Here is a 13,823-nt window from a genome sequence, read left to right as displayed (position 1 = left end):
TAAAGTTAATGTTTAGACACAAGAAAGAAATTACTGGAGGCCAGTATGCTCGTTAAATATAAAAATGACTATCAGAAGATTGCGATGGGCTTTTTGTCCTACTTGCCTGATTTAAAAGAAATTAGTCATTTACAGGCCGAATTAAAGCTCTACCAGGACGATGAGACGCATTGCCTGTACTTATGGAAAGACGATCAGAATAATTTTACCGGCATCGTCGGAGTTGAAGAAGGCAACGACTTTGTTTTGGTGCGTCATCTTTCCTTTAGTCCGTCTGAACGGAGTGAAACAGCCCTTAATCAAGTCCTAGATGCTTTACAAGCTGCTTACCCAGATAAAAAGATTATGGGCTCGCTCGAAACGACGCCGCTGATCACTCGTTGGGAAAAAGCCCGGCGTTCACCTGAGGAATAAGCATGGCCGGATTGACAATTGTTTTAGAAGATTTCAAAGGACCGCTGGATCTGCTGTTGCATCTGATTACAGAGGCTAAAATCGATATTTATGATATTCCGATCGCACAAATCACCACGCAGTATCTGGATTACTTGCAGCAGTTGCAAGATCTCCAACTGGATATTGCCGGTGATTATTTAGTGATGGCCGCAAAACTGATGGCAATCAAGAGCAAGATGCTGCTGCCGACGCCGCCGAGTGCTGTTGATGAAACGGACGAGGCTGAAGATCCCCGTACGGATTTGGTACAGCAACTGCTGGCGTATCAAACCTTTCAGCAGATTGCGGCGGCTTTGCAGACGAAAGAAACGGAACGAAAGCAGTATTTTGCGAAACCGGCTTCGGTGGCCCCAGATGCCCAATATGTGCGACTTGCTCGTGGTGCAGTCAAAATGATTGATATAACCGGTGCATTGGAAAACATTCTGACCCGCCAGCAGCAGAGCGTTCCAGTTCATCGGACCGTTCAAGAAGAAAAAGTGACTGTCGAACAGCGGATGGATCAGGTATTGACTCATTTGGCACCGCATCAGTCGCGAACATTTGGGTCGTTGCTGACTGCAAAGCCGTCCCGTTCGGAAATTGTGACGACCTTGATGGCCATTTTAGAATTGATGAAAAAAGGACAAATCCGCTGCCGCCAGGAGAGTGAGACGGCGCCGATTCGAATCAAATTGAGAGAGGAAAATGAGGATGACGCATAATGCTGAATTAGAAGCTTTACTGTATGCGGCCGGTGATGAAGGCATTGATTTAGGTGTTTTGGCCCAGCTGCTCGATCAGGATAATTCGGCCGTACGCCAGCAGCTGGAACAATATCAAGCTGAATTGGATGGCAGTCCGGAACGGGGGTTGACCTTGTTGCAGGCGGAGGATCATTATAAATTGGTGACTAAAAAAGAATTGGCACCGTTGCTGAAACGGTATTTTGCCGGTCCGCAGTCGACCAACCTCAGTCAAGCGGCTTTGGAAGTATTGGCGATCATCGCTTACCGCCAGCCGCTGACGCGCATCGAAATCGATGAAATTCGTGGCGTTCAGAGCAGCGGAGCAATCCAAACCTTGCTGCTGCGCCGCTTGATTGAAGAAGCGGGCCGCAAGGATGCACCAGGACGGCCGATTCTCTATCAGACGAGTGCCTTTTTCCTCGATTATTTCGATTTGAAATCACTCAAGAATCTGCCAGCAATCGACCAGTTCAAACAGGAACAGCCGGCTGCTGAAGAGGGCCTCGATTTATTTTACAATCAGTTTTCGCAAGCATTAGGACAGGAAACATCCGGAGAGGAAGACAACGACGATGAATGAAGAACCAGAACGTTTACAGAAAAAGATTGCCAACGCCGGCGTGACGTCACGGCGGAAGGCCGAAGATTTGATTCGGACCGGCCATGTGACCGTCAACGGCAAAGTCGTCACAGAAATGGGGGTCAAAGTGGATAGCCATGACCACGTTGAAGTGGATGGCGTGCCATTGACTCCCGAACGCAAGGTTTATTACTTGTTCAATAAGCCCCGCCAAGTCATTTCAGCCGTTAGCGATAATAAAGGCCGCAAAGTGGTCACTGATTATTTCAAAGATATTCCAGAACGGATTTATCCAATCGGCCGGCTCGATTATGATACCGATGGTGTGTTATTACTGACCGATGATGGTGAGTTTGCTAATCTGCTAATGCATCCTCGTTATGAGTTGGAAAAAACGTATGTGGCGAAGGTAAAAGGAATTCCGGATGGAGCGGCCATTAAAACGCTGCAAAATGGGGTTGAACTCGATAAACGCAAGACGGCGCCAGCTAAAGTCAAAGTCTTATCGACAGATCATGCTAAAAAGACGGCAATCGTTCAGATTACCATCCATGAAGGGATGAATCATCAGGTCAAAAAGATGTTTGCCAAAGTCGGTTCGCAAGTGGAAAAACTGAAACGGGAACAATACGGCTTTTTGCGGGTCGATAATTTAGCTTCCGGCAAGTACCGTAAATTGAAGCCGCAGGAAATCGCCGAGTTACGTAAGTTAGCCAATGGGAAACATTATCGCTAAATCCTTTACAATAAGTAAGTGCCATGCTAGACTAATTAAGTAATTAAAATTTTGGTTCGTCTTCAGGGCAGGGTGCAATTCCCGACCGGTGGTAAAGTCCATGACCTGAAGGAATAGTGTGTGTGGTCAAACGGTTTGACCAGACGCGCTGCTCCTTCAGCTGATTCGGTGCAATCCCGAAACCGATAGTATAGTCTAGATAAAGAGAAGATAAGGCTTATTGAACGCGCATTTTTTAGTGTGATTAAAATAAGGCCTGTTCATCTCCCTGATGAGCAGGCCTTTTTCATGCGTTGGGCAATAAGCGGCGCTTGCGAAGGCGACCTCACTTGGAGGTCTGTATCATGCAACAAACGAACACCCGGCGGTTGATTGGAATCGCCATGATGGCTGCTTGCAGCTATGTCTTGCTATTTTTGGCATTTCCGATTCTGCCGTTATTCAGCTGGTTGAAGGTCGATTTCAGCGATGTGGTCGTCCTAATCAGTACTTTTTTGTACGGTCCATGGGGCGGCATCATTACCGCATTTCTGCGCTCCCTGTTGTATTTCATTACTTCGGGGGCTAATCTGCCGGCATTCATTGGGGATGCAGCGGGTTTCATCGCTTCGGTGGTGTATGTCCTGCCGATTTACTGGCTGTTTAAACGGCGTCCCAACTGGCAGGGCCGTTTCACCGGCTATGTGCTGGGGACCATTTCTTTGACAGTTGTGATGAGCTTATTGAATTATTGGCTGATTACGCCGTTATATATGCAAGTCATCGGCTTGAAGCTGGGAATGCCGCTCGCCAAATATATCTTATTCGGCGTCGCTCCGTTTAATCTGGTCAAAGGCATTTTAGTGGCCGTCGTCTTTGCCATCTTGTATGTCCGACTGGTGCCATGGATGAAACGGCATCAATCCGTTATGACGAAATAAAAAAAACAGATCAGGGCATTTTGCTCTGATCTGTTTTTAAATTGATTCCGAATGATAAACCAAAATATGTTACGATGAGAACGGCTTTTTCGAACGGAGAATCGCACCGGTCGGACAACTGGTGTAGGCAGAACGAAATTGAATCCGATCTGCCGGTGGAATTGCGGCCGTGCCTTTGTTATCATCTCGTTTACCAAAGGCCACGCCTTCTGAATCATAATCAAATAATTCAGGCGCCTTTAACTGGCAAATGCCACACGCAATGCAGCGTTCCCGATCAATTTTTGTATACACACAAATTCACAGCTTTCTAAAGTGAGGTGATTCGAATGGATCAAAACGAAGTACTCAGCTTATTTGCGGCAGCACCACGCCGGGCTAAACCGATTTATTATTTATTGACCGGCAAACGAACGGTGTCTAATTTATACGTCGGACTCCAGTACGGGCTGCTGCAACGATTACAACTTTATCCTAATTTAAAGGAAAGCCAATTTCAAGCCCAAGTACAAGCCTTGGTTCACGACGAACTCTTGCAAAAAGTGACGGACGGCACGTATCAGCAGACTGAAACGGGCTGTCAATTTTTAGCGGACCACCCGGTGTATACTTTTCGTTATTTTGACGGGCCACGCATGGGCCATTTGAATGATTTTCAGGAACGTCTTTTTTTGGTCATTCAGGTCATTTCAGAATACCGCCACCATGAGCGGCGGTATTTCCCGTTGCAAACCCATTTGCGTAATCAGGATGCGGTTAAACGTTGGTTCCGACAGGTAAAGCAGACGCCCCACTTTAGTGATCAATTTGTCGCTGAATTAACGGCCTATTTGCAAGCATTGCCCGCAGAGTTGGCAACGGTAATTGCCAATCGCTGGGTCGGCTACCAAACTACTGGTGCCAGCCTGGAACAAATTGCTGCAGCCACTGCTCAGACGGCTGGACAATTATTTTTACAGCAAGTAGATGCCGAAGCCTTTTTGTGGGATCAGGTGCATCATCATCCGCAGCAATGGCCGGTATTGGCACAATTATGGCCGCAGACGGATTCGGCGTTAAGCGGCAGCACACAAATTACCGTCGATTTGTTTAAAAAGGGAGTTCCATTTGCTCAGATTGGAAAACAGCGCGGTTTGAAGGCCAGCACGATCAATGAACACTTACTGGAAGCAGCGATTTTGAGTCCGCACTTTCCGTTTCAATTCTTTTTGCAAACTAGCCAGATTAAACGTTATGATCAGGTCACTGGCGGAAATCGAGCTGGAAATTATCAGCAGTTATTGGATGCCGACCGGAGTGCTGCTTTTTTTACAGTACGGCTCTATCAGATTTGGATTTTAAGGGGGCGGCCAGATGCCTGATTTACAAGTAGTTTTGCAGCATTATTTCGGTTATAAAGCGTTTAAACCAGGACAAGAAGAAGTTATTCAGGCTGTCTTAAAGGGCCAAGATACCCTAGCCGTTTTGCCGACTGGGTCTGGCAAATCGCTTTGTTATCAATTGCCGGCCTATTTACAGCCAGGACTGACGGTAATTGTTTCACCCTTATTGTCATTGATGCAGGATCAGGTCATGCAGCTGCATTACCTTGGCGAAAAACGAGTGGCGGCGCTGAACTCGAGCTTAACGCCGCAAGAACGGCAGCAAGTTCTCAATTCGCTCGGCCAGTATCGTTTCCTATTCATCTCGCCGGAAACATTAGGCCAGCCCATGATTATACAGCGCCTGAGCCGCTTGCAGATTCAATGTTTCGTTGTCGATGAAGCGCATTGTATTTCGCAGTGGGGGCCGGATTTTCGGCCCGACTATCTGAATCTCGGTCGGCTGCGGCAGCAGCTGCAGCCGCACGTGACACTGGCGTTAACGGCGACGGCGACGAAAGCCGTTCAGCAAGATATTTTGGCAAAACTGCGGCTGAGTCCGGCGACTACGAAACAAATCATCTATTCGATCGACCGGCCGAATATTTATTTGGCGACCCAGGAAGTGGCGGATGATGCGGAAAAGCAGCAGGTATTGTTAGCCTTTGTCAAACATTGCCAAAAACCGGGCATTATTTATTTTTCGTCCCGGCAGCGGTCGGAGGAAATTGCGGCACTGCTCCATGACAAGCTGCAGCTGCGGACAGCCTTTTATCATGGCGAGGTCGATACACAAGATCGTTTTCGAATTCAGCAGCAGTTTATGCAGGGACAATTGGATGTCATTTGTGCCACGAATGCTTTCGGGATGGGAATCAATAAAGCCAATGTCCGCTTTGTCGTTCATTATCATCCGCCGCTGAGTTTGGAGGCCTATGCCCAAGAAATCGGACGGGCCGGTCGGGATGGCCGCCAGAGTATTGCACTAGCGCTGTATGCGCCAGATGATTTTTATCGGCAGGCGGGTCTGCTGGAAAACGGGATTCCGGAAACCAGCTTGATTCGCGCCTTTTATCAGCAGCCTAGCCGTTTCAAACGGGCGACGGGGGATGAATTCGAACTATTACGCCGCTATCAAGCAATGGGATTAACAGCGGAACAGGTAGTTGATTTGCTGGATGCCCGGCAGCAGGAAAAGCAGGCCGCTTTGACCAAAGTCCAACATTTTATGAGCGGCGCTTTTTGCAAACGAGCCGCATTAGTGCGCTTTTTTGGTGATCCGCAGGCAGGTGATCACAATGACCGCTGCTGTAATTATCAAGCACCAGATCTGCAAGCCGATTTAGAAACGTTAGGACTGTTTGAAACGGCACCAGCGGCCGAGCCATCAGATCAGCTGCCTTTAAAAGAGTGGCAAAAAGTCATGCAACAATTATTTTTTGTTTAAACTTAAGTTTTTCGTTTTCAGCATATGGTACAATGATACAGAAAGATTAGGGATAGGAGGATCGTCGATGAACAAGGATGATAAAAACAAAGTCGACCATTCACAAGACAAACCTTGGGAAAATCAGTTTGACGATGATCGAAATGATAAAGGTGACTTATCCCGAGTTGCCTCACACAAACGCGAAAAGCACAATAGTGTCTTCGTGTGGATTTTGACGATTATTTTAATCGCAATGATTGCTTTTCCGGTGATCTACTATCTGGCCAATCAGAGCCAAGTTAACAAACCAAGTAAAAGTGCCGATTCCGAAGTGGTTGTGAGCAGTAACAACAAAAAAAAAGCAGCCAGCAGGAAAGCAGCTTCTAAAAAGCGAGCTGCGTCTGCCAGCGAAAGCTTGAAAGAAGCCAAAGCAAAGTCGGAATCAAAGAAGAAGGCAGCTGCTGCAGCGTCAGCGTCCAAACAAGAGGCTGAAGCCGCTAGCAACAGTGCTGCTGTTGCACAGTCACAGCAGGAAGCAGCGGCCAGCAGTTCTGAGGCCGCTGCTAGTTCAAGTGAAGCGGCCGCCAGCAGCAGTGCCGCTGCGGCCAGTTCTGCGAGTGCGGCTAGTTCGAGTTCCAGCAGTTCGGCAAGTGCTTCATCGACGAGTGGCGATTATGTCACAGTTCAATCCGGACAAGGGCTGTATCGGACAGCGGTCAATAATGGCATTACGCTCCAGCAATTATTAGAGTTGAACGGTTTATCAGCCGATTCAACGGTCGCGCCAGGAACACAGTTGCGAATTAAATAATGCATGGGAGGCTGAGCACATTCTTAGCCTCTTTTTGTGGGATCAAACGAGGAGGAATTTTTTATGCAAGTGGCAATCGATGGGCCAGCATCATCGGGAAAGAGTACGATCGCCAAGATCGTTGCAAAAAAGTTAGGGTTTATTTACTGCGACACAGGGGCAATGTATCGGGCGGCGACCTGGTTGGCGCTGCGGGACCATATCAATTTGGACGATGCCAGCGACTTACTCAAGGCATTAGATGATGTGACGATTCGTTTCGAACCGACCGACGACGGCCAGCTCGTCTTTATCAATGATATCGATATTACTCATGCCATCCGGGAACCGGATGTGACCAATAATGTTTCGCAGGTCTCTGCTTTAGCACCGATTCGGACCGAAATGGTCAAACGGCAGCAGCAGATTGCTGAAGAAGGCAACATTGTGATGGATGGTCGTGACATTGGGACAACGGTTCTGCCGCATGCACAGGTCAAGATCTTTATGACGGCGAGTGCTGAAGAACGGGCGAAACGCCGGTACGCTGAAAACATTGCGAAAGGCATCATGACCCCATTGTCACAATTGCAGGATGAAATCGTCGCACGGGATCACAAAGATTCCACACGTAAAATTTCACCGCTGCGGAAGGCTGATGATGCGATCGAAATCGATACGACGCATCTGGGGATTGACGAAGTCGTGGCACAGATTTTAGAAATTATTCAAACTGTGCAAAATAAAAACGATTAAATTAACAGTTTAGACTAGTATTTATTCGGAATTTAAACTAAAATAGAACATGTATGATAGTCGTTAAGGAGGATTTAGGCATGAGTGATAAAACAAACGAAGAAGATAACAAGACAATGGCGGATGCCTTAAACAGCGTTCATGAAGTGAAGGTTGGGGATGTCGTTAAAGGTGAAGTTCTTGCTATCGATGATAACAAACAATTGATCGTCGGAATTCAAGGTACCGGTGTAGAAGGTGTCGTTCCGATGAAAGAATTGACCGCTCAGCCCGTTGATGATATTACAACTATCGCTAAAGTGGGCGATGTCTTGGACTTAGTTGTAATCTCAACGATCGGTAAAGATAAAGAAAACGGAAGCTACTTGCTTTCCAAGCGCCGCTTAGAAGCACGCAAAGTTTGGGATGACATTGAAAAGGATTACGAAGAAGGCAAGACCATTACTGCCCCTGTTACCAACGTGGTTAAGGGTGGTTTAGTCGTTGATGCTGGCGTTCGTGGTTTCATCCCTGCTTCCATGATCAGTGATCATTATGTTGAAGATTTAAATGCCTACAAAGGCAAGGAACTTGAATTAGCGATTATTGAAATCGAACCAAGCGAAAACCGTTTGATTCTTTCTCATAAAGCTGTTGTTCAAAAGGAACGCGAAGCACAAAAGAAGGAACTCTTCGAACATCTCCAAGTCGGCGATACCGTCGAAGGTAAAGTTGCTCGTTTAACAAGTTTCGGTGCCTTCGTGGATCTTGGCGGCGTGGACGGTTTAGTTCATGTTTCCCAGATTTCTTACGAACATGTTGACAAGCCATCAGATGTTTTGAAGGTCGGTCAAGAAGTTAAAGTGAAGGTGCTCAACCTTGACTTTGACCGTGATCGGATTTCCTTATCCATCAAGGCTACTTTGCCAGAACCATGGGATGGCATTGAAGACAAAGCCCCAGTTGGTTCTGTCTTAGAAGGAACGGTTCGTCGTTTGACCACATTCGGTGCATTCGTCGAAGTCTTCCCTGGTGTTGAAGGTTTAGTTCACATTTCCCAAATCTCACATCAGCACATTGCAACACCAAATGATGTCTTAAAAGAAGGACAAACGGTTCATGTGAAGGTCTTAAGTGTTGACCCTGACAAGCATCGTTTGGCATTGTCCATCAAAGCACTGGAAGAAAAGCCAGAAGGCACAGATGACAACGAAGCACAATCCAATAACAACAACCATAGCAATAACAGCAGTCATCCAGCTCGTCAAAGCGCACCACGTGCTAAGTCCAGCAACAATAACAACGCACACGTTGACAACTCTCAATTCGAACCTGATGAAAACACTGGTTTCAGTATCGGTGATTTGATTGGGGATCAATTGAAGAATGCTGGTTCAGCTGACGACCAAGCTAAATAATTTTTGAACACAACACGAGTGGGGATTGTGAAAACAATCCTCACTTTTTTATGATTGACAGAAAAGAGGGAACAATATGTCACAACCAACTGTTGCCATCGTCGGCCGTCCGAATGTCGGCAAATCGACACTGTTCAACCGCATCGTCGGTGAACGAATCTCGATCGTGAACGATACGCCTGGTGTTACCCGTGATCGGATTTATGCGAACAGCGAATGGCTGGGCCATCCGTTCAGTGTCATCGACACCGGCGGGATTGAAATCAGCGATGAACCGTTTGTCGACCAGATACGTGACCAGGCCGAAATTGCGATCGACGAGGCCGATGTGATCGTCTTCTTAGTCAGTGCTCACAGCGGCGTTACGGATGCCGATGAACAAGTCGCTCAGATTTTGTATCGGAGCGACACACCGGTCGTTTTGGCGGTCAATAAGGCCGATAATCCGGAACAGCGTCAGGATATCTATGATTTTTATTCATTAGGATTCGGGGATCCGATTCCAGTGTCGAGTGTTCATGGGACTGGGATTGGTGATCTGCTGGACGCAATTGTCGCTGATTTTCCAGCCGAACAGGACGAACCTGAAGACGATAGTATCAAATTTAGTTTGATTGGTCGTCCCAATGTCGGGAAATCGTCCTTAGTCAATGCAATCTTGGGTGAACAACGGGTCATCGTCTCGGATGTCGAAGGCACGACTCGGGATGCGATTGATACGAAGTTTACCGATGAAAGCGGTCAGGATTTTACTATGATCGATACAGCCGGTCTGCGTAAACGGGGCAAAGTCTACGAAAATACCGAAAAATATGCCGTTTTACGGGCCATGCGTGCCATTGACCGTTCAGATGTCGTTCTCGTCGTTTTGAACGCTGAAGAAGGCATTCGGGAGCAGGATAAGCATGTCGCTGGCTACGCCCATGAGGCTGGTCGTGGAATCATTATCGTTGTCAATAAATGGGATACGCTTGAGAAGGATACCCACACAATGAGTGATTTCACTAATCTGATTCGCAAAGAATTCGAATATCTTGACTATGCGCCGATTGTGTTTGTCTCAGCCAAGACGAAGCAGCGTTTGAACGTGCTGCCGGAAATGATCAAGACGGTCAGCGAAAACCAGAACCGCCGCATTCAGTCATCCGTTCTCAATGATGTTCTGCTGGATGCCGTTTCGGTGACACCGACACCGACCGTGAGAGGCAAACGATTACGGGTTTACTACATGACTCAGGTGGCAGTCAAGCCGCCGACATTTGTCGTGTTTGTCAATGATCCGGATCTGCTGCATTTTTCCTACCAGCGGTTCCTGATTAACCAGTTGCGCAAGGCGTTTGATTTTACTGGGACACCGATTCATTTGATTGCCCGCAAACGCAAGTAATTACAGGAAAGAGAGCGCTTTTAAGCGTGAAAACTTGAAATTTGCGGTTTTTAAGCAAATAAAGCGCTTTTTTAGTGAAAAAACCTTGATATATCAGCTTTCCTATGATATGTTTAAAAATGAAATAGTGATGGTCATGCATCATTGTTTCCTTGTCTTTGGACCACTCAAAGATGAGATCAGATGAGCAAGATCATCTATTATCTATTTCTCGTTCAGGAGGTGAAAAAATATGGCAAACAAGGCAGAATTGATCGAAAACGTTGCAGCAAAGACTAATTTGACCAAGAAGGATGCTACTGCAGCAGTTGATGCAGTATTCAGCTCCATCCAAGACGATTTAGCAAAAGGCGAAAAAGTTCAATTAATCGGCTTTGGTAACTTCGAAGTTCGTGACCGTGCCGCTCGTAAGGGCCGCAACCCACAAACTGGTGCTGAAATTCAAATTCCAGCAAGCAAGGTACCTGCATTCAAGCCAGGTAAGGCATTGAAAGATGCTGTTAAATAATTGATTCATAGAAGGGGGGCCTGGCATTTGGCAGGCCTCTTTTTTTGTGGCGCACTTTCAGTATGAAAGTGGTAAAATAGATGCTCAGACTTGAACGGTTAGAGGAGGTCGACGGATTGAGTTATTCAGAACAAGCTTTGGCAGAGCTGCAGAAAAATGATCTCGAAAAAGCCAAGCATAACTTTAATTTGGCGTTACGGCATGATGATGACAATACAATCTATAGTTTAGGCGAAGAACTGTATGCATTAGGCTTTTTGCGGCAGGCACGGCGTGTCTTTGAAAAATTGCTGCAAAAGTATCCCGATGAAGATGAACTGCGGACCAAACTGGCCGATATCGATGTCAGTGACGGCAAGACCGATGCTGCAATTGAATTGCTGGCGGCCATCAAACCAGAATCGGATGCCTACGCAGAAGCCTTGCTGACTTCAGCTGATGTTTACCAGACGATGGGTCTATATGAAGTCAGCGAACAGAAGCTGCTGGAAGGGTTGCGACGTTATCCGGATGAACCGGTAATGAAGTTTGCCTTAGGAGAACTTTATAGTGTCATGGGGGACTATCAAAAGGCGAGCGGTTATTATGAAACGCTGCTCGATGATGGTGTGACCGAAATGGCAAACGTCCAGATTGAAGCGCGTTTGGGTGCTGCTTATGCCGGTAGCGGCCAGTATGAAGATGCAATTGCTGCCTATGAAAAAATGCCGCAGATTGCTTTGACGCCGGATGATCAGTTCCAATTAGGGTTTCTGTATTTGCAAATTAAAGAGTATGAACGGTCAATCAAGATTTTGGAACAGCTGCGCCAGTCGAATCCAGATTACTCATCGCTGTATACACCGCTGGCACAAGGCTTGATGCATCAGCAGAAGCTGGCTGAAGCCTTGCAGGTCGTTCAGCAGGGCTTAGGGGTCGATGATTTTAACGAAGTATTGGCTTTGCTAGGCGGTCAAATTGCGATTCAGCTGCATCAGACAGATGTCGCCGAGAAGCTGCTGAAAAAGGCACTGACAATCAATTCTGAAAGTATGGCGGCCACGTTAGCCTTAAGCCAGTTATATCTCGATCAGGAACGTGATGATGAAAATATTGCATTGTTGAAGCAGCTCAATGAGCAGGGGGATGTGAATCCGCAGGTTCATTGGAATTTGGCCATTTCACAGGCACGTTTGGAACAAGATGACGCCGCCGAAGAAAATTATCTGCTGGCATATGATGCCTTTAAGGATAATACCGATTTCTTGCGGCAGTTAATTACTTTCTTCCAGGCACGAGGCAAACGGACGGAAACATTGGCTGCCTTGAAACGATATGTTAAATTAGCACCGGAAGATTTAGAAATGCAGAATTTATTAGATGATTATCAAAACGAAAGCTGATGCCAGTCGGCTTTTTTATTTTGTATGCCGTTAATCACTAAAAGTTACTTTAACTAAAAACAAACACCACCAAAACCAAACCCATCCCAAACATCTGCTTCCGCCCGTTTAAATGCGCCGCCATTTTTGTTACTATTGAAGAGAATGTTTACGGAAAAACAGAAGAGGAGAGGCACGAGAATGAAAATCACTCATTTTGAACCGGACTTTGTGCATGCACTGCCTATTTTGCGGGCCATCGAAGCAGCCGGCTATGAGGCTTATTTTGTTGGCGGAAGTGTTCGGGATGCATTGCTTGAGCTGCCGATCCACGATGTTGATATTGCTACCAGTGCGTATCCAGCCGAAGTCAAACAAATTTTCACTCGGACGATTGATACCGGTATTCAGCACGGCACAGTAACTGTTCGTGACCATGGCCATAGCTATGAAGTAACGACGTTTCGAACCGAAAGCGGCTATCAGGATTTTCGGCGCCCTGATCATGTCACTTTTGTCCGTTCTTTAAAAGAAGATTTAAAGCGGCGTGATTTTACGATCAATGCCTTAGCGATGCGGGAAGACGGCACTATTTTGGATCTCTTTCATGGGTTGGACGATTTGAAAGCCCATTTGATCAGAGCCGTTGGCGATCCGAATCAGCGTTTCCATGAAGATGCGTTACGAATGATGCGGGCGGTCCGTTTTGAGAGCCAACTAGGATTTACGGTTGAAGCACAGACAGCCGCTGCCATCAAAACACAGCACGAATTGTTAAGCAAGATTGCCATCGAACGGACGCACAGTGAATTTGCCAAATTGATGCTGGGAATCAAACGACACAATGGGCTGACGACCTTTATTCAATCGGAACTATATACACAATGTCCTGATTTTGCTACCCATCGAGATGATTTAATCTCGTTAAGCCAATTGAATGATCAGCAATTAACCGATGAAGCCAGTGCCTGGTTATTGATTGCGAACGCGTTCAAACTAACGGTGGCACAGACACGCAAACTGCTGAAAGATTGGAAGAGCTCCAATGAACTGATTGCAACTGTTGCCGCTGGCGTGAAATTATTGCCGCTTATTGTAACGGGCTCCGCACAGCCGCTAGATTTGTATCATGCGGGGGCGGATGTCCTGCGAATCACGCTGGAAGCAGCAGAGATTCTGCAAGGTGTCGCACCAGAAACATGGCAGACACAATATGACGCATTGCCCATCCATGATAAACATGAATTAGCGATCAACGGTAAAGACCTAATGGAGCGTCTTCAGATGCAACCGGGTCCGCAGCTGGGCAAGGCACTGAATGGCGTCGAACGGGCCATTGTACTGGGTCAGCTTGAGAATAATGAATCAGCCATTTTAAAGTGGGTACAAGCAAATGCAGAATAGGGGGACCAGA

The 13,823-nt window shown here is 46.8% G+C and carries 15 protein-coding genes and 1 riboswitch; of the genes, 14 read left to right on the top strand and 1 reads right to left on the bottom strand.

Annotated elements, in window-relative coordinates; translation table 11 throughout:
* Positions 1 to 45: 45 nt before the first annotated feature.
* The 5 genes from IV40_RS01740 (at position 46) to IV40_RS01720 (ending at position 3,420) form a co-directional block, all read left to right on the top strand.
* Complete coding sequence (locus tag IV40_RS01740) at positions 46 to 414, top strand: hypothetical protein (protein WP_057768641.1); 369 nt, start codon at positions 46 to 48, stop codon at positions 412 to 414.
* A 2-nt stretch (positions 415 to 416) separates the two neighbouring features.
* Entirely contained in the window at positions 417 to 1,160 is a 744-nt protein-coding gene (locus IV40_RS01735; RefSeq protein WP_057768640.1) for a segregation and condensation protein A, read from the top strand.
* Positions 1,150 to 1,764, top strand: a complete 615-nt coding sequence (gene scpB, locus IV40_RS01730) for an SMC-Scp complex subunit ScpB (RefSeq protein ID WP_057768639.1) — start codon at positions 1,150 to 1,152, stop codon at positions 1,762 to 1,764. The genes IV40_RS01735 and scpB overlap by 11 nt, the downstream gene beginning before the upstream one ends.
* A complete protein-coding gene (locus tag IV40_RS01725; protein WP_057768638.1) occupies positions 1,757 to 2,500 on the top strand; it encodes a pseudouridine synthase in 744 nt (247 codons plus the stop codon). The genes scpB and IV40_RS01725 overlap by 8 nt, the downstream gene beginning before the upstream one ends.
* 54 nt (positions 2,501 to 2,554) lie before the next feature.
* Positions 2,555 to 2,716: riboswitch (FMN riboswitch) on the top strand.
* A gap of 128 nt (positions 2,717 to 2,844) precedes the next feature.
* On the top strand, positions 2,845 to 3,420 hold the full coding sequence (locus tag IV40_RS01720; RefSeq protein WP_057768637.1) for an ECF transporter S component: 576 nt from the start codon (positions 2,845 to 2,847) through the stop codon (positions 3,418 to 3,420).
* Between the two features lie 69 nt (positions 3,421 to 3,489).
* Here the strand turns inward: IV40_RS01720 and IV40_RS01715 are convergent, their stop codons facing one another.
* Complete coding sequence (locus IV40_RS01715; protein ID WP_057768636.1) at positions 3,490 to 3,714, bottom strand: ferredoxin; 225 nt, start codon at positions 3,712 to 3,714, stop codon at positions 3,490 to 3,492.
* Positions 3,715 to 3,749: 35 nt separating this feature from the next.
* Between IV40_RS01715 and IV40_RS01710 the strand changes: the two genes are divergently transcribed.
* The 9 genes from IV40_RS01710 (at position 3,750) to IV40_RS01670 (ending at position 13,813) form a co-directional block, all read left to right on the top strand.
* Positions 3,750 to 4,781: a helix-turn-helix domain-containing protein gene (locus tag IV40_RS01710; RefSeq protein WP_057768635.1), complete on the top strand. Its 1,032-nt coding sequence runs from the start codon at positions 3,750 to 3,752 to the stop codon at positions 4,779 to 4,781.
* Positions 4,774 to 6,228 (top strand): RecQ family ATP-dependent DNA helicase, encoded by a 1,455-nt coding sequence (locus IV40_RS01705; protein WP_057768634.1) that lies wholly within the window; start codon positions 4,774 to 4,776, stop codon positions 6,226 to 6,228. Before IV40_RS01710 ends, IV40_RS01705 begins: the two co-directional genes overlap by 8 nt.
* Positions 6,229 to 6,295: 67 nt before the next feature.
* Positions 6,296 to 7,021, top strand: coding sequence for a LysM peptidoglycan-binding domain-containing protein (locus IV40_RS01700; protein WP_057768633.1), 726 nt, complete (start codon positions 6,296 to 6,298; stop codon positions 7,019 to 7,021).
* Positions 7,022 to 7,084: 63 nt separating this feature from the next.
* Positions 7,085 to 7,756 (top strand): (d)CMP kinase, encoded by a 672-nt coding sequence (cmk, locus tag IV40_RS01695; protein WP_057768632.1) that lies wholly within the window; start codon positions 7,085 to 7,087, stop codon positions 7,754 to 7,756.
* A gap of 80 nt (positions 7,757 to 7,836) precedes the next feature.
* Positions 7,837 to 9,153, top strand: a complete 1,317-nt coding sequence (rpsA, locus tag IV40_RS01690; protein WP_057768631.1) for a 30S ribosomal protein S1 — start codon at positions 7,837 to 7,839, stop codon at positions 9,151 to 9,153.
* Between the two features lie 76 nt (positions 9,154 to 9,229).
* Positions 9,230 to 10,540 (top strand): ribosome biogenesis GTPase Der, encoded by a 1,311-nt coding sequence (gene der / locus IV40_RS01685; protein ID WP_057768630.1) that lies wholly within the window; start codon positions 9,230 to 9,232, stop codon positions 10,538 to 10,540.
* A gap of 232 nt (positions 10,541 to 10,772) precedes the next feature.
* Positions 10,773 to 11,048, top strand: a complete 276-nt coding sequence (locus IV40_RS01680; protein ID WP_057768629.1) for an HU family DNA-binding protein — start codon at positions 10,773 to 10,775, stop codon at positions 11,046 to 11,048.
* Between the two features lie 116 nt (positions 11,049 to 11,164).
* On the top strand, positions 11,165 to 12,430 hold the full coding sequence (locus IV40_RS01675; RefSeq protein WP_201782043.1) for a tetratricopeptide repeat protein: 1,266 nt from the start codon (positions 11,165 to 11,167) through the stop codon (positions 12,428 to 12,430).
* A 180-nt stretch (positions 12,431 to 12,610) separates the two neighbouring features.
* Positions 12,611 to 13,813 carry a CCA tRNA nucleotidyltransferase gene (locus IV40_RS01670; protein ID WP_057768627.1) on the top strand — a complete coding sequence of 401 codons (1,203 nt, stop codon included), beginning with the start codon at positions 12,611 to 12,613 and terminating at the stop codon, positions 13,811 to 13,813.
* Positions 13,814 to 13,823: the final 10 nt, after the last annotated feature.

The sequence above is a fragment of the Lactobacillus selangorensis genome (genome assembly GCF_001437205.1).
GTDB lineage: Bacteria > Bacillota > Bacilli > Lactobacillales > Lactobacillaceae > Paralactobacillus > Paralactobacillus selangorensis.
This window is presented reverse-complemented; position numbering and strand designations above follow the sequence as displayed.

Bases quoted from the DNA above. Each gene is read 5' to 3' on its own strand.
- IV40_RS01740 (WP_057768641.1), top strand. From the start codon at position 46: ATGCTCGTTAAATATAAAAATGACTATCAGAAGATTGCGATGGGCTTT.
- IV40_RS01735 (WP_057768640.1), top strand. From the start codon at position 417: ATGGCCGGATTGACAATTGTTTTAGAAGATTTCAAAGGACCGCTGGAT.
- scpB (WP_057768639.1), top strand. From the start codon at position 1,150: ATGACGCATAATGCTGAATTAGAAGCTTTACTGTATGCGGCCGGTGAT.
- IV40_RS01725 (WP_057768638.1), top strand. From the start codon at position 1,757: ATGAATGAAGAACCAGAACGTTTACAGAAAAAGATTGCCAACGCCGGC.
- IV40_RS01720 (WP_057768637.1), top strand. From the start codon at position 2,845: ATGCAACAAACGAACACCCGGCGGTTGATTGGAATCGCCATGATGGCT.
- IV40_RS01710 (WP_057768635.1), top strand. From the start codon at position 3,750: ATGGATCAAAACGAAGTACTCAGCTTATTTGCGGCAGCACCACGCCGG.
- IV40_RS01705 (WP_057768634.1), top strand. From the start codon at position 4,774: ATGCCTGATTTACAAGTAGTTTTGCAGCATTATTTCGGTTATAAAGCG.
- IV40_RS01700 (WP_057768633.1), top strand. From the start codon at position 6,296: ATGAACAAGGATGATAAAAACAAAGTCGACCATTCACAAGACAAACCT.
- cmk (WP_057768632.1), top strand. From the start codon at position 7,085: ATGCAAGTGGCAATCGATGGGCCAGCATCATCGGGAAAGAGTACGATC.
- rpsA (WP_057768631.1), top strand. From the start codon at position 7,837: ATGAGTGATAAAACAAACGAAGAAGATAACAAGACAATGGCGGATGCC.
- der (WP_057768630.1), top strand. From the start codon at position 9,230: ATGTCACAACCAACTGTTGCCATCGTCGGCCGTCCGAATGTCGGCAAA.
- IV40_RS01680 (WP_057768629.1), top strand. From the start codon at position 10,773: ATGGCAAACAAGGCAGAATTGATCGAAAACGTTGCAGCAAAGACTAAT.
- IV40_RS01670 (WP_057768627.1), top strand. From the start codon at position 12,611: ATGAAAATCACTCATTTTGAACCGGACTTTGTGCATGCACTGCCTATT.